Here is a 20,094-nt window from a genome sequence, read left to right on the forward strand (position 1 = left end):
CTTCCCGTCGCGGTTGCGCACATCAGCGGGCCACCGCCTCGTAGACGAAGTTCAGCAACGCCACGTCGCCGTCGCGGCGGCCGTAGCCGGCTGCGGCGTGGCTCATCGCCCAGAGCCGCTGCGGGTCCCGGATCAGCGGGATCACCGTCCGCTCCACCCAGGCCGGGGTCATCTCGGCGTCGTCGACCAGCAGGCCGCCGCCCGCCTCCACCACCGGCAGCGCGTTGCGCTTCTGCTCCTGGTTGCTGTGCGGGTAGGGCACGTAGACGGTGGGCAGGCCGATCGCGGCCACCTCGGCGCAGGTCATCGCGCCGCCCCGGGCCAGCATCAGGTCGGCCGCGGCGTAGCCCAGCTCCATCTCGGACAGGTAGGGCAGGGTGACGTACGGCACCGGCAGGTCGGTGGGCACCGAGACCGGCTCGTTGCGGGCGCCGATGACGTGCAGCACCTGCACGCCGTTGCGGGCCAGCTCCTTCGCCGCGCCGGAGACGGCCAGGTTGATCGAGCGGGCGCCCTGCGAGCCACCGGCGACGAAGAGCACCGGCAGGTCGGGGCGGAGTCCGAAGTGGGCGCGGGCGGCGTCACGCAGGGCGGCCCGGTCCAGCCCGGCGATGCCCCGGCGCAGCGGCACCCCGACCACCCGGGCGTCGCGCAGCGCCTCGGCCTGGGCGGGCTGGTGCGGGAAGCCCACCGCGACGTTCTTGGTGAACTTCATCCCGAGCCGGTTCGCCACGCCCGGCGGCACGTTCACCTCGTGGATGACGATCGGCAGCTCCCGCCGCCACGCGGCCAGGTAACCGGGCACCGAGACGTACCCGCCGAAGCCGACCACGGCGTCGGCCTGGACCTCGTCGATCACCTTGCCCGCGGCGCGGGCCGCCTTCCACATCCGGTCCGGGGTACGCACCAGGCTCATGTTCACCGACCGGGGAAGCTGGTACGCCGGGATCTGCCGCAGGTCGTAGCCGGCCGGCGGGATCAGCTCGTTCTCCAGCCCCTTCGGTGTGCCCAGACAGGTGATCCGGACGCTCGGGTCGTGTCGGCGCAGGCAGTCGGCGAAGGCGAGCAGCGGGTAGATGTGCCCGCCCGTACCCCCTCCGCAGAGCACCACCGAACGCAGCGGACCCATCAGCGTCTCCTCTCGCTCGCCGCGCCGGAGCGCGCCCGGTCGGACCGGGCGCCGCGGGGCGCGGCCTGGTCGTCCTGCCGCCGCTGCCGGGACCGGGGCACGGACCCTCGGTCGGCCGGAGGCGGCGCCGGTCGGCGGCGCCGGCCGGGAAGCGGCGGCAACGGGGCCCACACTAGTCGGACCCATCGGGCGGGCGGACGGGCATGCAGCGCTCGCGCCGCGTCCGGCTCGGCGCGGGCGAAGGAGGCGAGCATGCCGATCGCGGCGAGGGTCACCACGAGGGCGCTGCCGCCGTCGGAGATGAACGGCAGCGGTACGCCGGTCAGCGGCAGCAGCCCGGTCACGCCACCGATGTTGATGACGGCCTGGCCGACCAGCCAGGCGGTCACGCCGGCGGCGGCGAGCCGGCGGAACGGGTCCTCGACCCGGCGGGCGATGCGCATCCCGGTGTACGCGAGCACGGCGAACAGCACCAGGATCACGGTGCAGCCGACCACCCCCAGCTCCTCGGCGATGATGGCGAAGATGAAGTCGTTGTGCGCCTCGGGCAGCCAGCCGTACTTGAAGCTGCTCTGGCCCAGGCCGACGCCGAACCAGCCGCCGTTGCCGATCGCGTAGCGGGCCTGCACGAGCTGGTAGCAGTAGTCCAGCTCCTGCTCGAAGCAGGTACGCGGGGACGGCGGGTCGAGCCACATGGTGAGGCGGCCGAGGCGGTAGTTGTCGGCGCCCCGGGAGCCGGAGCCGGCGCCGAGCGAGGCCGCGGCCACCAGCAGGCCGACGCCGGCCAGGCCGATCCCGGTGAGCGCGGCGAAGACCCGGGTCCGTACGCCCGCCGCCCAGAGCATGCCGACCACGAGCGCGAGCAGGCAGAGCATGCTGCCCAGGTCGTTGTAGCCGACCAGCACGAACAGCAGGCCGACCACCGGGAACAGCGGTGTGGCCAGCTCCTTCCACCAGCCGAGCGCCGCGCCCTTGCGGGCGAGCACGTGCGCGCCCCACAGCGCCAGCGCGAACTTCGCCACCTCGACCGGCTGCACGGAGATCGGGCCGAGGTAGAGCCAGAGCAGGTGCGCCTTCAACGGCCCGATCGACGCCACCCCGAACAGCGAGTTCAGCGCCACCAGCAGGTTGAGCAGCAGCAGCAGCGCCACCGCCACACCCAGCGCCGGGCGGCTGACCGCCCGGAACGTGCGCGCGGGCAGCCGCTGGCAGGCCCAGAACGCGCCGATGCCGATCACCGCGAAGACGGTCTGCTTGGTCAGCGACGCCGTCGCGGCGCCGTCCATGACGTAGTCCCGCACGCTGGTCGCGGAGAAGACCATCGTGAGGCCGATCAGCAGCAGCAGGCCGGCGCTGGACAGCAGCAGGTAGTACGAGGCCAGCGGCCGGGCCAGCAGACCGCGCAGCGCGGCCAGGCCACCGGCCGCGTCCCAGCGCGCGGCCGGCGGTTCGGCCGGGGGCGTGGCCGCCGGCGCACGGCGGGCCGGCGGGTCGGTGGTCACCTGGTTGTCTCGTCCCTCCCCCACAGGCCCATCATTGCCGCTCGGCCCGCCCGCCCGTGGCGCAACCGCCCGGTCGGCGTGTCGGATCTGAAGGAAGGGCCCCTTATTAACAGACGTCTGTTAATAAGGGGCCCTTCCTTACACCCGGGGGCGTCAGCTCACCGCGGCGAGGAACTCGCTGTAGAACAGGCCCAGCGCGATGGCCACGCCGATGCCGGCGATGATCCAGAACCGGACGACGATGTTGACCTCGCTCCAGCCGGCCAGCTCGAAGTGGTGCTGCAGCGGCGACATCCGGAACACGCGCTTGCCGGTGGTACGGAACGAGATGATCTGGATGACCACCGACATCGTGATGATCACAAACAGGCCGCCCAGGATCGGCAGCAGCAGGATCGTGCGGGTGGACATCGCCATGCCGGCGATCAGGCCGCCCAGCCCGAGCGCGCCGGTGTCACCCATGAAGATCCGCGCCGGGGACGTGTTCCACCAGAGGAAGCCCACGCAGGCGCCCGCGGCCGCGCCGGCGATCAGCGCGATCTCCAGCGGATCGCGCACGGTGTAGCAGTACGCCTCGGTGTAGTTCGGGTCGGCGCACCAGTGCCGGTACTGCCAGAACGCGATCAGCGCGTACGCCGCGAGCACCATCACCGAGGCGCCGGTGGCCAGGCCGTCCAGGCCGTCGGTGAGGTTGACGCCGTTGGTGGCCGCCATGACCACCATGATGATGACGATCACCGAGCCGATCTTGCCGATCTCCAGCGCCGGGATGTCCCGGATGAAGCTCAGCGTGGTGCTGGCCACCGTCTCGGTGTTCGTCGCGTTCCCGCCGGCGTCGGTCATGCTCGACGGGAAGTAGACCGCCACCGCGCCGAAGACCGCGCCGACCAGGATCTGCCCGGCCAGCTTGCCCCGCTTGTTGAGGCCGCCGCTGTGCCGCTTGCGCACCTTCAGGAAGTCGTCGATGAAGCCGACCGCGCCGGAGAACACCATCAGCCCCAGCAGCACCAGCGCCGTGATGGTCGGCTCGACCTGGGCGATCTGCGCGTCCGGCAGCGTGGTCAGGGCCAGGTGCCCGGCGACGTACGCGATGACCGTGGCCAGGATGAAGACCACGCCGCCCATCGTCGGCGTGCCCTTCTTGCCCTCGTTGCTGGCGAGCCCGAGGTTCGACCGGATCGGCTGGCCGGCCTTCAGCCGGGCGAACACCTTGATCGCGATCGGGGTGCCGAACAGCGAGATCAGGAACGCGACCCCGATGGCGACGATGACCGCCCTCATGCGGCGCCGCCCTCCGTCGCACCCTCGCGGGCGTCCGCGCGCAGCGCGTCGGCCACCTCCCAGGTCCGGTACCGGGAGCCCTTAACCAGCACCACGTCTCCCGGACGCAGCTCGCTCCGCAGCACCTCGACGGCCGCCGCCTGATCGCTGAGCAGCACCGACTCTCCTCCCCAATTGCCTACCGCTGTCGCGCCCTCGTGGATCGGCGCCGCCGGCTCGCCCACCACGAGCAGCCGGTCCACTCCCAGCTCGGCCGCGAGCCGGCCGACCTGCTGATGCCCCTGAAGTTCGAAGTCGCCCAGCTCGGCCATGTAGCCGAGCACCGCGACCGTACGCCCCTCGCCGCGCATGCTGGCCAACGCCCGCAGCGCCACGCCGGTGGAGGCCGGGTTCGCGTTGTACGAGTCGTCGATCACGGTCACCCCGTCGGGACGCTCGAAGACGTCCATCCGCCGGGTGGAGACCAGGCCCAGCTCGTTCAGCGCCGCCGCCAGGTCGGGCAGCGCGAGGCCCAGCTCGCGGCCGACCGCCGCCGCGGCGAGCGAGTTGGAGACCTGGTGCCGGCCGGTCAGCCCGAGCCGCACCGGCGCGCTCCCCTCCGGGGTGACAAGGGTGTACGACGGCCGGCCCCGGCCGTCGAGCGTCACGTCCACGGCGCGCACGTCGGCGCGCTCCGACTCGCCGTAGCGCACCACTCGCGCCTGCGTACGCGCCGACATCGCGTCCACCCGCGGGTCGTCGGCGTTGAGCACCGCCAGCCCGTCCGCGGGCAGCGCCTCGACCAGTTCGCCCTTGGCCAGCGCGATGGTCTCCACCGAGCCGAACTCGCCCAGGTGCGCCACGCCGACGTTGAGCACCACCGAGATCCGGGGCGGCACCACCTCGCACAGGTACCGGACGTGCCCCACCCCGCGGGCGCCCTTCTCCATCACCAGGTAGCGGGTCTCCGGGGTGGCCTGCAACGCCGTGTACGGGTGCCCCAGCTCGTTGTTGAACGAGCCGGGCGGGGCCACCGTCGGGCCGAGCCGGACCGCGAGCTGGGCGATCAGGTCCTTGGTGGTGGTCTTGCCGGAAGAGCCGGTCAGCCCGATCACCAACAGCCCCGGCAGGCGGTCCACCACCGCGCGGGCCAGCCGGCCCATCGCGTCGAGCGCGTCGCCGACGAGCACCATCGGCACGCCCGGCACCTCCCGGGTGCCGAGCACGGCGACCGCGCCCGAGTCGATCGCCCCGGCCGCGTAGTCGTGGCCGTCGACCCGCTCGCCGGGGAAGGCGACGAACAGCCCGCCCTGGCTCACCTTGCGGGAGTCGAACTCGACAGTGCCGGTGACCCGGGCGTCCGGGTCGGCGCCGGCCAGCCGGCCGTCGACAGCGGCGGCCACCTCGGCCAGCGTCAGCGGGATCACCGCTGACCCACCGGGTCGCCGAAGCGGGCGCGCAGCGCCGCCGCCAACTCCACCCGGTCGTCGAACGGCAGCACCTCGCCGCCGATCTCCTGGCCGCGTTCCTGGCCCTTGCCCAGCACCGCCACCACGTCACCCGGTTCGGCCACCCGGACCGCCTCCTCGATCGCCGCCCGCCGCCCGGGCACCTCGATGACGCGGGCCGGGGTCGCGGCGGCGTACGCGCCGGCCAGCACCTCGGCCCGGATCGCGGCCGGGTCCTCGGTCCGCGGGTTGTCGTCGGTCACCAGCACCACGTCGGCGCCGCGCGCGGCCACGCCGCCCATCACCGGCCGCTTGCCCCGGTCCCGGTCGCCGCCGGCGCCCAGCACGCAGATCAGCCGGCCGCCGGTCAGGTCGCGCAGCGCGGTCAGCACCGCCTCGATCGCGTTGGCCTTGTGCGCGTAGTCGACCACCCCGCGTACCGGGGCGTCGCCGCTGACCAGTTCCAGCCGGCCGGGCACGCCGCCGCAGGCGGCCACGCCGCGCGCCGCGGTCTGCGCGTCCACCCCGACGGCGACCAGGAGGGCGACCGCCAGCAGCGCGTTCGCCACGTTGTGCCGGCCGGGCAGCGCCACGCCGGTGGGCAGCGTGAGCCCGTCCGGCCCGTGCAGCGTGAAGCGCTGCGCGTACCCCTCGCCGTCGACCCGGTCGGCCCACCAGGTCGCGGCCGGGTCGCCGGCCGCCGAGTAGGTGACGGTGCCCGGCTTGTACAGCGGGCGCAGCGCCGGGTCGTCGTGGTTGAGCACCTCGACGCGGCAGCGGCCGTCGAAGAGCCGGGCCTTGGCCGCGAAGTAGTCGGCCTCGTCGGCGTGGAAGTCCAGGTGGTCGGAGCCGAAGTTGGTGTAGCCGCCGACGTCGAACCGGACCCCGCCGACCCGGCCCATGGCGAGGGCGTGGCTGGACACCTCCATGACCACGGTGTCCACCCCGTGCTCGCGGGCCACCGCGAGCATGGCGTGCAGGTCGGTGGCCTCCGGGGTGGTCCGGACGCTGTCGATCACCAGGTCGCCGAGGCGGGTCTCCACGGTGCCGATCAGGCCGGTGACACGCCCGGCGGCGCGCAGCCCGGACTCGACCAGGTAGCTGGTGGACGTCTTGCCGGCGGTGCCGGTCACGCCGATCACGGTCAGGCCGGCGGTCGGGTCGCCGTAGACCGTCGCGGCCACCTCGCCGAGCGCCTCGCGCGGGTCGTCGACGACGAGCACGGGCAGGTCCGTGCCGGCGGCCAGCGCCACGCCGGCCGGGTCGGTGAGCAGCGCCACCGCGCCCGCCTCGGCGGCGGCGGCGGCGAACTCCGCGCCGTGGCGCCGGGCGCCGGGCAGGGCCGCGTACAGGTCGCCGGGGCGGACTTCCTGGCTGGCGTGGGTCACGCCGGTGACAGCCACCTCGGCGGCCCCCTCCGGCGGGGTCACCGCCACGCGGGCGGCGAGATCGCCGAGCCGTACGGGAAGCACGGTGGCGGGACGTGGATTGCCGGGCACGGCGTCAGACCCTACCCGGTCGTCCGGTTCCGACCGCACAGCCGCCCCGGTGGTTCGTCGCCACTCACCGATGATGTCCCGCCGTCCCGGCTCAGCGCGGAAAGACCTCGAACTTCGGGGACTTGTTGGTCAGCGACGGCGGCACCCGGTAGTGGCGGAGAGTGAAGCCCATCATCTCCCGGAACGCGGGCGCGGCGACCGCGCCGCCACCGCCGCCGGGGCTCCACACGAAGACCGCCACCACGTACCGCGGGTTCTCCGCCGGGGCCATGCCGATGAACGAGCCGACCTCGCCGGGCTGCTGCTTGCCGTTGTCGTAGCGCAGCCCGGTGCCGGTCTTTCCGGCCACCCGGTAGCCGGGCACGGCGGCGGCCAGCCCGGTGGCCTGCCCCTCCGGGCCGTCGACGGTGGTGACCGCCTCCATCATCCGGCGCAGCGCGGCCGCGTTGGCCGGGCTGAGCACGGACCGGGTGGTCGGCTTCGCGGCGGGGCTGCGATCGCCGTCCGCGCCGACGGTCTCCTTGACCAGGTGCGGCTGCACGTACGTGCCGTTGTTGGCGATGGCGGCGTACGCGGCGGCCATCTGCAGCGGCGTGGCGTCCACGCTGTGCCCGATCGGCACCGACCCGTACGCCGAGCCGCTCCACTGGTCGGGCGGGAGCAGCCGGCCGGGTGCCTCACCCGGCATGCCCTCACCTGTCGCCTGGCCCAGCCCGAACCGCTTCTGGTAGTCGAACAGCCGTTCCTTGCCCAGCCTCTCGCCGATCTCGATGGTGCCGACGTTCGACGAGAAGGCGAGCATGCCGGGGATGCTCAGGGTGCGGCCGTCGACCGGGTGGGTGTCGCGGAAGGTGACCCCGCCCCGTTCGACGGTGTTGGCGACCGGGAACGCGGTGTCCGGGGTGATCACGCCTTCTTGGAGCGCCGCGCCGAAGGTGATGGCCTTGTGGATCGAGCCCGGGTCGACGACGAACGTGGTGGCCGCGTCGTCCCGGTCCGACGGTGAGGCGACCTTGGTGGGGTTGGCCGCGTCGTACGTCGGCTGGCTGGCCTGGGCCAGCACCTCGCCGCTGGGGATCTCGATGATCACCGCCGCGCCGACGCTGCCTTTCACCGCCGCCGTCTGCTTGGCCAGGATCCGCTGCGTCATGAACTGCAGGTCCCGGTCGACTGTGAGCTGCAGCGAGCTGCCCGGCTTCGGCTGGGTGGTCCGGCTGTAGCCGCCCGGGATGGGCGCGGCCAGGTCGCCCTGGCCCACCTCGTAGGTCCGTTTGCCGGCCTGCCCGCGCAGCACGTCGTCGTACTTGGCCTCCAGCCCTTCCAGGCCGTTCATGTCCTGGCTGACGAAGCCGATCAGGTTGGCGGCCAGGTCGCCGCCGGGCACCTCGCGCCGCTCGTCCCGGTGCGTGTTGATGCCGGCCAGGTCGAGCGCCATGATCTGCTTGGCGGTGCCGATCTCGACGCCCCGGGCCAGGTAGACGAACTGCAACGGGGTGTCGGTGCCGGGCAGGGTGCGCTCGCGCATCTTCTCGGCCAGGTCCGAGGCGGGCACGCCGAGCAGCGGGGACAGCGCCCGCGCGGTGGCGAACCGGTCCTTGACCCGGGTCGGGTCGGCGAAGACGTACCGGGCCTCCACGCTGTGCGCCAGCGGCTCGCCGTTGCGGTCGAGGATCGCCCCGCGCGGGGCCGGCAGCTCGACCACGGCGAGCCGGTTGGGCAGGCCGCCGTCGGCGTACGCCGGGGTGTCGACGGTCTGGAGGTAGACCAGCCGCACGCCGATGCTGGCGAACAACGTCAGCGCCAGCAGCGTGCCGAGGCGCAGCCGCCGGCGCGGGTCGCCCAGCCGAGGCGGCCGGCGCGGCTTGCGGACCGGGCGGCGCGGCTGGGCGGCGGGACGGCGCGGCTGGGACCGGCGGCGCGGCGGCGGCGCGTCCTCCTCGTCGTCGAACGGCTCCCGCACCGGGCGGGGCGAGACGGTCCGCACCACGCCCGCACGGCCGCCCGCCGCGGTGGCCCGGCGACCGGTCCGGCCGCCGTCACCCGCGGTATCGCGCTGGCCGCCGCGCCCGGTCCGGCCGCCGTCGAGCACCTGCAGCGCGGGCCGGAACGGGTCGCCGGACCGGGTGCTGCGGGGGGTACGCCGTTGCTCGGCGCCGCCGCCCTCGCGCACGGTCCGCCCCCGTGGCGTGTACGCCCGGGCGTCGGAGATCCCGCCGAGACCCGGCTCGCGCGGCTCCGACCCCCGCGACGATCCGCGCCGGGAGCCCGTGGCGTCCCGGCGCGGATCCTCCGATCTCGGCGGCACCGCTCAGCCTCCGTTGCCCTGCTGACTGGTGACCGACGGGGCGCCCTGGGCGGGGTGCGGCACCCCGATGGTCTGCCCGTCCGGCAGCCGGATGTAGGCCGGGTCCTCGGACTCGACCAGGCCCAGCTTGCGGGCGTTGGCGGTCAGGTTGCCCGGCGCCTTCTGCTCGGCGATCTCCTTCTTGAGCTCCTGCTCGTCCACGTCGAGCTTGGCCTGCTGCTGCTGGAGCTTCTCCAGCTTGAAGGCGTTCTCGTTGATCTTGGTGTTGACGGTCAGGATGCCCAGCACCCCACCGACCACGAGCACCAGGATCAGTGCGACGAAGGGCGCCCGGGGCACCCGGATCGGCGCCGGCGGAGCGACCCGCAGGCGCGGCGCCGGCGTACCGGTGACCCGGGTCCGCTCGGCCGGCCGCAGGGCGGCGCTGCCCTGCGTCGGGAACTCGCGCGCCCCCCGGGCGCGAGTGGCCTCCCGGCGGTCGGTCGAAGTCGTGTCCCCCGTGGTGCGCTGCGCCGCGGTCCGGCCCCCCGACCGCGGTGCGCGCTGCCCGACGGCTCCCCGGCCGTCGCGCTTCTCGACGTTCATGTCCCCTCCCCCTCCTCGTCCGTCCCGATCCCGTCCCCCGGAGCCGACGCGGGGTCCGTCACGGACCCCGGTGACCCCGTCCCCGGTTGGTGCATCGCCTTCGCCCGGCGGCGGTACCGTTCGCGGTCGGTACGCCCCTGCTGGGCCGCCTCCGGGTCGAGCCGTTCCGCTGCCCGCAGCCGCACCGAGGCGGCGCGCGGGTTCGCGGCGACCTCCGCCTCCCCGGGCAGCTCGGCGCCCCGGCTCAACAGCCGGAACGTCGGGCCCGACCCGGGCAGTTCGACCGGGAGGTCGACCGGGCCCTTACTGCGGACCCGGTCGGCGAGCGCGTGCTTGGTGAGCCGGTCCTCCAGCGAGTGGTAGGACAGGACCACCATGCGGCCGCCCACTGTGAGCTTGTCCAGAGCGGCCGGCAGCGCTGTCTCCAGCGCTGCCAGCTCTCTGTTTACCTCGATCCTCAAAGCCTGAAACGTTCTCTTTGCCGGGTGTCCACCGGTTCGTCGGGCCGGCGCCGGAATGCTGTCCCGGACCAGCTCGGCCAGCCGGGCCGACGACGTGATCCGGGCCCGCTCCCGTTCCCGGATGATCGCCGAGGCGATCTTCCCGGCGAACTTCTCCTCGCCGTACACCCGCAGCAGGCGGGCCAGGTCCGGGTGGGAGTAGGTGTTGACCACCTCCTCGGCGGTCACCCCCCGGGTCTGGTCCATCCGCATGTCCAGCGGCGCGTCCTGCGCGTACGCGAACCCGCGGTCGGGCGCGTCGAGTTGCAGGGACGAGACGCCGAGGTCGAACAGCACCCCGTCGACGGCCGGGTAACCGAGCCGGTCGAGCACCTCGGGCAGCTCGTCGTAGACGGCGTGCTCCAGGTGGATCCGGTCGGCGAACCGGGCCAGGCGGACCCGCGCGTGGGCGAGCGCCTCGGTGTCCCGGTCCAGGCCGATCAGCACCGTGTCCGGATGTGCCGTGAGCACCGCCTCGGCGTGCCCGGCCAAGCCGAGCGTGGCGTCGACGTGGACGGTGCGACCGGGCCGGCCCAGTGCGGGGGCCAGCAGCTCGAGACACCGCTCGAGCAGCACCGGCACGTGCGTGCCGCGTAGCTCCCCCATCTCGACCCCCACCCCGTTCGTCAACCGTTCCGTCACGTGTCCGTCGTCGCCACGACGCCTCGCCATACCGCCAGATCCCCATCCGCTCCCGCCCGCCGGAGGCCGCGGCCCTCCGTGTCGGATCGTGCGCCTGGCACCGGGGAAGGGGTGCCAGGAACTCGAAAGCGGCTGGAGATCTCGCAGTACGTCGGGCGCCGTCACGCCCTACAGACCGCCGGGCAGCACCCCCTCCTCGATGTCGGCGAAGTCGTCTTCGCTCTCCGCGAGGTAGGCCTCCCAGGCCGCCCTGTCCCAGATCTCCACCCGGGTGCTCGCCCCGATCACGACCAGATCCCGGTCCAGTGCCGCGTACGACCGCAGGTGGCCGGGAATGGTGACCCGCCCCTGCTTGTCCGGCACCTCGTCGTGCGCGCTGGCGAAGAAGACCCGGCTGTAGGCCCGGGCCGCCTTGCTCGTCATCGGCTGCGCGCGCAACTGGTCGGCGATCCGCTGGAACTCGGGCATCGGGAAGACGTAGAGGCAGCGCTCCTGCCCTTTGGTGATCACGACACCCCCCGCCAGTTCGTCCCGGAACTTCGCCGGCAGGATCAACCGGCCTTTGTCGTCCAGGCGCGGAGTGTGGGTGCCGAGGAACATCGGCCCAACCCCCTCGCCCTGAGCGGCGTTCGCGGCGCCGCTGACCCCCCGGGCCGGTGTGGCCCTCCCGGCCTCACCATCGCGCCCCACTCTACTCCACTTCCCTCCACCTGCAACCAGAATCGCCCGCGCGGCGTGGCGTTTCCGCGCGCAAAACAGCACGTCAACGCGGGTGGGGCGGAGTGGAGGGGGTGGGGAGCGCCCGGCACCGTCCGCTACCCGACATCGACCGACGCCGTCCGGCCCAGCGCGCTCCGGCCGTCCGCCGGGCCGTCCCCGGCCGAACGGTTCGCGGTCGGCGGCGATCTGGTGAGGGTGGCGGTCCGGTAACCTCGCTCGCGTGACGGACGCGAAGATGCCCTTGCGGGCAAAGGTGGCCAGCTCCGTGTCGCGCACCGCCGCGGCGCTGTCGCGGGCCGCGGGCCGTGGCGACGGTTCGGTGATCGGCGGCTGGATCGGCCTCAAGATCGACCCGGACCTGCTCGCCCACCTCTCGGCCGGGCGCGCCATCGCCCTGGTGTCCGGCACCAACGGCAAGACCACCACCACCCGGCTCACCACCGCCGCGGTCGGCGTGCTGGGCCGGGTCGCCACCAACTCCTTCGGCGCGAACATGCCCACCGGCCACACCTCGGCGCTCGCAAAGGCCGGCAGCACCCCGTACGCGGTGCTGGAGGTGGACGAGCACTACCTCGCCCAGGTGCTGGAGGCGACCGAGCCGCACGTGGTGGCGCTGCTCAACCTCTCCCGCGACCAGCTCGACCGGGCCAAGGAGGTCGCCATGATGGCGCAGCTCTGGCGCGCCGCCCTGGTCCGGCACCCGCGGGTACGGGTGGTCGCCAACGCCGACGACCCGATGGTGGTGTGGGCCGCCTGCCCGCCGGCCGACCCGGCCCAGGGTCACGTGCCGCCGCACGTCACCTGGTTCAGCGCCGGGCAGCGCTGGCACGACGACTCCTGGGTCTGCCCCGAGTGCGGCTCCACCATCCAGCGCTCCGGTGAGCAGTGGTGGTGCACCGGCTGCCCGCTGCGCCGCCCCGAGCCGAACTGGACGGTCGAGGACGACGGCGTGCTCGACCCCACCGGCGCCTGGCACAAGATCCAGCTCCAGCTTCCCGGCAAGGTCAACCTCGGCAACGCGGCCACCGCCCTGGCCGTCGCCGCCGAGTTCGGCGTACGCCCGGTGGACGCGGTCTCCAGGCTCGGCAGCGTCACCTCGGTGGCCGGCCGCTACGCCCAGGTGGATCGCGACGGGCGCAACATCCGGCTGCTGCTGGCGAAGAACCCGGCGAGCTGGCTGGAGGCGTTCGACATGGCCGACATCGCGCCGACACTGCTGTCCATCAACGCCCGCGACCCCGACGGGCTGGACACGTCCTGGCTGTTCGACGTGGACTTCTCCCCGCTGACCGGCCGGCAGGTGCTGATCACCGGCGACCGGGCGTACGACCTGGCGGTGCGGCTGGAGGTCAACGGCGTGCCGTTCCAGCACGTCCGCAGCTTCGACGAGGCGGTCCGCGCGGTGCCGCCGGGCCGGCTGGAGGTCATCGCCAACTACACCGCCTTCCAGGACATCCGAGCGGAGCTTGACCGTGTCAACTGAGAGCCTGCGCATCGTCTGGATCTATCCCGACCTGCTGTCCACCTACGGCGACCGGGGCAACGCGCTGATCCTGGCCCGCCGGGCCCAGCTGCGCGGCATGCCGGTCGAGGTGCTGGAGGTCCGCTCCGACCAGCGGCTGCCCGCCACCGCCGACATCTACCTGATCGGCGGCGGCGAGGACGGCCCGCAGGCGCTCGGCGCCCAGCGCCTGCTCGCCGACGGCGGCCTGCACCGGGCGGTGGCCCAGGGCTCGGTGGTCTTCGGCGTCTGCGCCGGCTACCAGCTGCTCGGCACCTCCTTCTTCGCCAAGGGCACCCGGTGCGCCGGCCTGGAGCTGCTCGACCTCTCCTCCGACCGCGGCCCCACCCGGGCCGTCGGCGAGCTGGCCGGCGAGGTCGACCCACGGCTGGGCATCCCGCACCTGTCCGGGTTCGAGAACCACGGCGGCCGTACCCACCTCGGGCCGGGCGTGTCCCCGCTGGCCCGGGTCACCGCGGGCGTCGGCAACGACGGCGCCACCGAGGGCGCGTGGCGGGGCAAGCTGCTCGGCACCTATTCGCACGGCCCGGCGCTGGCGCGCAACCCCGACCTGGCGGATCTGCTGCTGCGCTGGGCGACCGGCATCCACCAGCTTCCCCCGCTCGACGACACCTGGGCCGACCGGCTCCGCTCCGAGCGCCGCACCGCGGTGGCCGCCGCCCCGAGGCCGTGACCGACGCCGCCCGGCCGGGGCGGCGACCGGTGGCCCGCCGGCTCGCCGGGTTGCTGCGGCAGCCCTCGGCGCGCCGGTTCGGGCTGCTTCTGCTGCTGCTCACCGGGTTCGGCGTGACGCTGCTGCTGGTGCCCCGGCCGGATCCGGCCGACCTGCCCCGGCTCGCCGACTCGCTCGGCGGCTACGGCCCGCCCGCGGCGGTTCTCGGCGGCGCGCTGCTGCTGGTGGCGCTGGTGCCGCGCACGTTCGTCACGCTGGCCGCGGGCGCGATCTTCGGCCCGGTGCAGGGCGCCGCGTACGCGCTGGGCGCGGCGCTGCTCGCGGCGGCCATCGGCTTCACAGTGGGCCGGGTGCTCGGGCGCGACTTCGTCGCCGAGCGGGTACGCGGCCGGCTGGCCCGCCTCGACGGCTGGTTCGCCCGGCAGAGCGTCGTCGGCGTGATCACCGTACGGCTGCTGCCGATCGCCGGGTTCGGGCTGGTCAGCTACGGCTACGGCACCACCGCCGCCCGGGTGATGCCGTTCCTGGCCGGCAGTGTGATCGCCTCCGCTCCCACCGCCATCGGCTACGCGGCGATCGGTGCCGCCGCGACCAGTCCCGGGTCGATCAACTGGTACGCCGCCGCGCCGGCCAGCCTCGGCCTGATCGCCAGCGTGCTGCTCGTCCACCGGTGGTGGCGGGCGGAACGGCGACGCGCTGCCGGCCCGGCTGGTTGACCCTCGGGCGGGAGAGCGGCCGGGCGCCGCGCGTTGCCGGCGCTGCCTACCATTCGCGGGCATGAGGCTCTCGTCCCACGCCGGGACCCGCTCCCGGACCGCGACCGTCCTCGCTCCGGTTCTCACGGCGTCGCTGCTCGCCGCGTGCGTCCCGGACAACGTGGCGCTCCCCTCGGGGACCGAGCACCTGCCCTCGACGCAGGTGACTGCCGCGCCGCGTAGCGACTTCTGCCCGGTCGCCGTGCCACAGAGCTGGCAGGACGCGGTCCGGGACGGTCGTCTGCCGCGGGAGCCCGGGGAACGGTGGGTCGGGCTCACCCCGGCGCCGGACGGCCGCTCCGTGTTCGCCACTGTGGAACGCGACGGTCTCCCGAAGGTGCTGGTCAAGCAGGAGCGCAACGGCGACCGACTGATCGTGGCCACCATGCCGGACCTGTTCACCTTCCCGCTGCTCGCGGACTTCGACGGGCGTTGGCTGGTCTACGCGCGCACCGACATTCGCCGGGCCGCGCCGCACGGGGGTGGTGGCGCCGAGGTCTTCGCCTGGGACGCGCAGACGGGGGGTGAGCCGCGGCAGGTCACCGGCACCGTGCAGGGTGCCCGCCCGTTCCATCTGCACGACGGGAAGCTCGCCGTGACCCGGGTCGTCGACCAGTACCGGACCGAGCTGGCCCTGCACGACCTGGCGGCCGGAACGGCCCACCGGGTGGCCATCGGCCGGGTGAGCGCCGTCGGGTTCCGCGGCGCCGACCTGCTCTGGCACGACTGGTCGAAGCGCCGTCTGAACACCTTCCGTCCGAGCGGGAACCTGGTTTCCCAGCACGGAGCCTTCCTCGGCCGGGTCGAAGCGCCGGACATGACGACCGACGGCCGTACCATGGCCTGGATCTCCCCGGGCGACGGTGAGGTGAACGTCTGGCGGTCGGGCTGGAACGGACCCGTCCGGGTCCTGTCGGCGGCGCTGTCCACCCCGGTACCGGCGTCCGGCGGGCCCACTGTCCCGCCGGATGCCGTGCCCCCGGCCGGCGGCGCCGTGAGCCGGGTCGCCAGACCCGCTGTCGTCGGCGACCTGATGGTCTTCCGGTACAACCTGGGCTGGTACGTGGCCGACCTGCGGACCGGCTCGTACGCCCGGCTCACAGCGGACCACGCCGGGGCGGCGGTCTCGGGCCCGGCGCTGCTGATGGATTCGGACGACAGCTCCGTCCCGGCGGAACGGCGCGCGTACTCACTGCTGCTCCTGGACCGGCTTCCGCCGCTGCCGGCATGCCCGTGACGTACCACGGGCATGCCGGCACCGGTCAGGCGACGACCGAGACCATGCGGCCCTTCACCACGATCACCTTGCGCGGCTCCTTGCCGGCCAGCGCGCCGGCCACCGCTTCCAGCGCCGCCGCGCGGACGGTCTCCTCGGTCGCGTCGGCCGGCACCTCGACCCGGCCCCGGACCTTGCCGTTGACCTGCACCGGGTACGTGACCGACTCGGCCACCAGCAGAGCCGGGTCGGCGACCGGGAAGTCCGCGTACGTCAGCGATTCCTCGTGGCCCAGCTTGCGCCACAGTTCCTCGGCCATGTGCGGGGCGAACGGGGCGACCATCAGCACCAGCGGCTCGGCCACCTCACGCGGGGTCTGCGCCAGCCGGGTCAGGCCGTTGGTCAGCTCGATCAGCTTGGCGATGGCGGTGTTGAAGCGGATCCCGTCCATGTCGGCGCGGACCCCGTCGATCGCCTTGTGCAGCAGCCGCCGGGTCGCCTCGTCGGCCGGCTCGTCGGTGACCCGCAGCTGGCCGGTCTGCTCGTCGACAACGGTGCGCCAGACCCGCTGCAGGAACCGGTACGAGCCGACCACGGCCCGGGTCTCCCACGGGCGGGACACCTCCAGCGGGCCCATCGACATCTCGTACACCCGGAACGTGTCCGCGCCGTACGCCGCGCACATGTCGTCCGGGGTGACGACGTTCTTCAGCGACTTGCCCATCTTGCCGTACTCGCGCCGGACCTCGGTCTCGCCGTGGAACCAGCGGCCGTCGACCTCGACGACCTCCTCGGCGGGCACGTAGGCGCCGCGCGGGTCGACGAACGCGTACGCCTGGATCATGCCCTGGTTGAACAGGCGGCGGAACGGCTCGAACGACGAGACGTGGCCCAGGTCGTACAGCACCTTGTGCCAGAAGCGCGCGTACAGCAGGTGCAGCACGGCGTGCTCGGCGCCGCCGACGTACAGGTCGGTGCCACCGCAGTCGCCGTCGCGGCGCGGGCCCATCCAGTACGCCTCGTTCTCCGGGTCGGCGAAGCGCTGCGAGTCGGTCGGGTCCAGGTAGCGCAGCTCGTACCAGCAGGAGCCGGCCCACTGCGGCATCACGTTGGTCTCGCGGGTGTAGCGCTTCGGCCCGTCGCCCAGGTCCAGCTCCACCTCCACCCAGTCGCGCCGCCGCGACAGCGGGGTCTCCGGGGTGCTGTCGGCGTCCTCCGGGTCGAACGTCTTCGGCGAGAAGTCCTCCACCTCGGGCAGCTCGACCGGCAGCATCGACTCGGGCAGCGCGATCGGCGCGCCGGACTCGTCGTAGACGATCGGGAACGGCTCACCCCAGTAGCGCTGCCGGGAGAACAGCCAGTCGCGCAGCCGCCAGGTGACCGCGCCGGCGCCGTGCCCGTTCGCCTCCAGCCACTCGATGATCCGGGCCTTGGCGTCGGCCACACCCAGGCCGTCCAGGTCGATGCCGCGCTCCGGCGCGGCGCTGTTGATCGCCGGGCCGTCACCGGTGTACGCCTTGCCGTCGAAGCCCTCCGGCGGCTGCACGGTCCGCACGATCGGCAGCTCGAAGACCTCGGCGAAGTCCCAGTCCCGCTCGTCCTGGGCGGGCACCGCCATGATCGCGCCGGTGCCGTACCCGGCCAGCACGTAGTCGGCGATGAAGATCGGGATCTGCCCGCCGGTCACCGGGTTGGTCGCGTAGGCGCCGACGAAGACGCCGGTCTTCTCCTTGCTGTCCGCCTGCCGCTCCACGTCCGTCTTGGCCGCGGCGGCCTTCCGGTACGCCTCGACGGCCTCACGCGGGCCGGCGTGTCCGCCGGTCCAGGCGTCCTTCGTCCCCTCCGGCCAGGCGGCCGGCGTCAGCACGTCGACCAGTTCGTGCTCGGGCGCCAGCACCATGTAGGTGGCGCCGAAGACGGTGTCCGGCCGGGTCGTGAACACCCGCACCGGGGCGGCGTCGGTCGGGAAGTCGATGTGCGCGCCGGTCGACCGGCCGATCCAGTTGCGCTGCTGCAGCTTGATCGGCTCTGGCCAGTCCAGCGTGTCCAGATCCTCCAGCAGCCGGTCGCCGTACGCGGTGATCCGCATCATCCACTGCTTCAGGTTGCGCTTGAAGACCGGGAAGTTGCCGCGCTCGGACCGGCCGTCGGCGGTGACCTCCTCGTTGGCCACCACGGTGCCCAGTCCCGGGCACCAGTTCACCGGCGCCTCCGAGACGTACGCCAGGCGGTGGTCGTCGACGATGCGCCGCCGCTCCCCCACGGTCAGCTCGGCCCACGGACGCCCGTCCGGGGTGGCGCGGGTGCCGCCCTCGAACTCGGCGATCAGCTCGGCGATCGGCCGGGCCTTCTTGGCGTCCGCGTCGTACCAGGAGTTGAAGATCTGCAGGAAGATCCACTGCGTCCAGCGGTAGAAGTCGGTGTCGATGGTCGCCACCGAGCGCCGCTCGTCGTGGGCCAGCCCCAGCCGGCGCAGCTGCGCCTTGAACCGCTCGATGTTGGCCTCGGTGGTGGTCCGCGGGTGGGTGCCGGTCTGCACCGCGTACTGCTCGGCGGGCAGGCCGAACGCGTCGAAGCCCATCGCGTGCAGCACGTTGCGCCCGGCCATCCGCTGGTAACGGGCGTAGCAGTCGGTGCCGATGTAGCCCAGCGGGTGACCGACGTGCAGGCCGGCACCGGACGGGTACGGGAACATGTCCAGCACGTACATCTTCTCGGCGCCCGCCCGCGGATGACCCGGGTCGGCCAGCGGGCCGACCGGGTTCGGCGCGTGGAAGGTGCCGTCCCGCTCCCAGGTGTCCTGCCAGCGGTGTTCGATCTCGTCGGCCAGGGCGGCGGTGTACCGGAACGGGGGAATGTCGGTCGCCGGTGCGGCTGCCTCACTCATGGCGTCTCCTCGGCGCGGATCAATTCGAAAAATATGGGAGGTCTGCTGCGGGCACAAAAAAGCCCCTCGCGCAGGAGGGGCGGCCGTGCTGTCGCGCTTCAGCGCATCAACACGGCTCGGTAAGAAGCAGGAAGAACCCGGCCATGCACGGCAGTGTACCTCGCCCGCCGGCCGGTCGGCGCGCCCGTTCCGGGTCGGCGGCCGATCCCCCGGTCCGGCGAATATTCCGGGCGTAACCGACCGACCACCTGCGGGAGTCGGCGATAACGACAAACATGGTTAGCCTGAGAGGCCAGTGAGATTAATGCGGCAGACGAGGCTCGGCGTCGCGAACCCAACGGCGGGTCCAGGTGCTCTATACAGAGCTGCCGTCCATGCGACGAGGAGGAGGCCCGTGACACAACAGACCTGGGACGAGGTGGGCGGTCTGCTGCCGCACGACGAGTTCCGTGCCGCCAGCGAGGCCATCGTGGCCAACATCGAGCAGGTCATCGAGGGCAAGACCGCCACCGTCCGGCTCGCCCTGGCGGTGCTGCTGGCCGAGGGCCATCTGCTCATCGAGGACGTGCCCGGCGTCGGCAAGACCAAGCTCGCCAAGGCGATGGCGCGTTCCATCGACTGCTCGGTCCGGCGGATCCAGTTCACCCCCGATCTGCTTCCCAGCGACGTCACCGGCGTCAGCGTCTACAACCAGGAGACGCACGACTTCGAGTTCCGCCCCGGCGCGGTCTTCGCCAACCTGGTGGTCGGCGACGAGATCAACCGGGCCTCGCCGAAGACCCAGTCGGCGCTGCTGGAGTGCATGGAGGAGCGGCAGGTCACCGTCGACGGCGTCACCTACCAGCTGCAGACGCCGTTCATGGTGATCGCGACGCAGAACCCCATCGAGATGGAGGGGACGTACCCGCTGCCCGAGGCGCAGCGGGACCGCTTCACCGCCCGCATCGCGATGGGCTACCCCGACCCGCGGGCGGAGCTGGCCATGCTCGACGGGCACGGGGCCACCGACCCGCTGTCGGCGCTGCGCCCGGTCTCCGACGCGGCCACCGTCCGCCGGCTGATCGGCCACGTCCGGCAGGTGCACGTCGCCGACGCGGTCAAGCAGTACGCGATCGACCTGGTCACCGCCACCCGGGAGGCGCCGGACCTGCGTCTGGGTGCGTCCCCGCGGGCCACGCTCCAGCTGCTGCGCACCGCCCGCGCGGTGGCCGCCCTGGAGGGTCGCGACTACGTGCTGCCGGACGACCTCCAGGTCCTCGCGGTGCCGGTGCTGGCGCACCGGATCATCCCGACCGCCGACGCCCAACTGGCCCGGCGCACCACCGACGCGATCGTCGCCGAGCTGGTGCACCGCCTGCCGCTCCCGCACGACCGGCAGCGCTCGCCGTACGACACCCGCCCCGGCAGCGGCAACAACGGCCGCGGGCCGTACGAGCCGCGGAGGCCGTGAC

The 20,094-nt window shown here is 73.3% G+C and carries 15 protein-coding genes; 5 read left to right on the plus strand and 10 right to left on the minus strand.

Translation table 11 applies throughout. From position 1 onward, the window contains the following. Window positions 1-22: 22 nt before the first annotated feature. From murG to mraZ, 9 genes are all read right to left on the minus strand, one after another. A complete protein-coding gene (murG, locus tag AMK25_RS25965) occupies window positions 23-1,129 on the minus strand; it encodes an undecaprenyldiphospho-muramoylpentapeptide beta-N-acetylglucosaminyltransferase (RefSeq protein WP_073831006.1) in 1,107 nt (368 codons plus the stop codon). Beyond that, window positions 1,129-2,544, minus strand: a complete 1,416-nt coding sequence (locus AMK25_RS25970) for an FtsW/RodA/SpoVE family cell cycle protein (protein ID WP_192900303.1) — start codon at window positions 2,542-2,544, stop codon at window positions 1,129-1,131. Before AMK25_RS25970 ends, murG begins: the two co-directional genes overlap by 1 nt. Before the next feature lie 240 nt (window positions 2,545-2,784). Next, a complete protein-coding gene (gene mraY, locus AMK25_RS25975; RefSeq protein WP_073831008.1) occupies window positions 2,785-3,912 on the minus strand; it encodes a phospho-N-acetylmuramoyl-pentapeptide-transferase in 1,128 nt (375 codons plus the stop codon). Then, window positions 3,909-5,318, minus strand: coding sequence for a UDP-N-acetylmuramoyl-tripeptide--D-alanyl-D-alanine ligase (locus AMK25_RS25980; protein ID WP_073831009.1), 1,410 nt, complete (start codon window positions 5,316-5,318; stop codon window positions 3,909-3,911). The genes mraY and AMK25_RS25980 overlap by 4 nt, the downstream gene beginning before the upstream one ends. Beyond that, on the minus strand, window positions 5,315-6,877 hold the full coding sequence (locus AMK25_RS25985; protein WP_198937683.1) for a UDP-N-acetylmuramoyl-L-alanyl-D-glutamate--2,6-diaminopimelate ligase: 1,563 nt from the start codon (window positions 6,875-6,877) through the stop codon (window positions 5,315-5,317). The genes AMK25_RS25980 and AMK25_RS25985 overlap by 4 nt, the downstream gene beginning before the upstream one ends. Window positions 6,878-6,929: 52 nt before the next feature. Then, window positions 6,930-9,143: a peptidoglycan D,D-transpeptidase FtsI family protein gene (locus AMK25_RS25990; RefSeq protein WP_073831011.1), complete on the minus strand. Its 2,214-nt coding sequence runs from the start codon at window positions 9,141-9,143 to the stop codon at window positions 6,930-6,932. A 3-nt stretch (window positions 9,144-9,146) separates the two neighbouring features. Then, window positions 9,147-9,728, minus strand: coding sequence for a hypothetical protein (locus tag AMK25_RS25995; RefSeq protein WP_073831012.1), 582 nt, complete (start codon window positions 9,726-9,728; stop codon window positions 9,147-9,149). Beyond that, window positions 9,725-10,834 (minus strand): 16S rRNA (cytosine(1402)-N(4))-methyltransferase RsmH, encoded by a 1,110-nt coding sequence (gene rsmH, locus AMK25_RS26000; RefSeq protein ID WP_073831044.1) that lies wholly within the window; start codon window positions 10,832-10,834, stop codon window positions 9,725-9,727. The genes AMK25_RS25995 and rsmH overlap by 4 nt, the downstream gene beginning before the upstream one ends. A gap of 204 nt (window positions 10,835-11,038) precedes the next feature. Then, window positions 11,039-11,470, minus strand: a complete 432-nt coding sequence (gene mraZ, locus AMK25_RS26005) for a division/cell wall cluster transcriptional repressor MraZ (protein WP_073831045.1) — start codon at window positions 11,468-11,470, stop codon at window positions 11,039-11,041. 355 nt (window positions 11,471-11,825) lie between these two features. Between mraZ and AMK25_RS26010 the strand changes: the two genes are divergently transcribed. The 4 genes from AMK25_RS26010 to AMK25_RS26025 all read left to right on the plus strand — a co-directional run bounded on the left by AMK25_RS26010 (window position 11,826) and on the right by AMK25_RS26025 (window position 15,777). After that, on the plus strand, window positions 11,826-13,073 hold the full coding sequence (locus AMK25_RS26010) for a MurT ligase domain-containing protein (protein ID WP_073831046.1): 1,248 nt from the start codon (window positions 11,826-11,828) through the stop codon (window positions 13,071-13,073). Then, window positions 13,063-13,785 (plus strand): type 1 glutamine amidotransferase, encoded by a 723-nt coding sequence (locus tag AMK25_RS26015; RefSeq protein ID WP_073831013.1) that lies wholly within the window; start codon window positions 13,063-13,065, stop codon window positions 13,783-13,785. The genes AMK25_RS26010 and AMK25_RS26015 overlap by 11 nt, the downstream gene beginning before the upstream one ends. A 29-nt stretch (window positions 13,786-13,814) precedes the next feature. Next, window positions 13,815-14,501 carry a TVP38/TMEM64 family protein gene (locus AMK25_RS26020; protein WP_443189927.1) on the plus strand — a complete coding sequence of 229 codons (687 nt, stop codon included), beginning with the start codon at window positions 13,815-13,817 and terminating at the stop codon, window positions 14,499-14,501. 61 nt (window positions 14,502-14,562) lie between these two features. Continuing rightward, window positions 14,563-15,777, plus strand: a complete 1,215-nt coding sequence (locus AMK25_RS26025) for a hypothetical protein (protein WP_073831015.1) — start codon at window positions 14,563-14,565, stop codon at window positions 15,775-15,777. 25 nt (window positions 15,778-15,802) lie between these two features. On the opposite strand, the gene leuS is transcribed toward AMK25_RS26025, so the two are convergent. Next, the gene (gene leuS, locus AMK25_RS26030; RefSeq protein WP_073831016.1) at window positions 15,803-18,643 is read right to left on the minus strand and encodes a leucine--tRNA ligase; all 2,841 of its coding nucleotides are present in this window, start codon (window positions 18,641-18,643) and stop codon (window positions 15,803-15,805) included. 394 nt (window positions 18,644-19,037) lie between these two features. Here leuS and AMK25_RS26035 point away from each other — a divergent pair, with 394 nt between their 5' ends. After that, entirely contained in the window at window positions 19,038-20,093 is a 1,056-nt protein-coding gene (locus AMK25_RS26035) for an AAA family ATPase (RefSeq protein ID WP_073831017.1), read from the plus strand. Window position 20,094 lies beyond the last annotated feature (1 nt).

The organism is Micromonospora sp. TSRI0369, assembly GCF_001905625.1.
GTDB classification, from domain to species: domain Bacteria; phylum Actinomycetota; class Actinomycetes; order Mycobacteriales; family Micromonosporaceae; genus Micromonospora; species Micromonospora echinospora_A.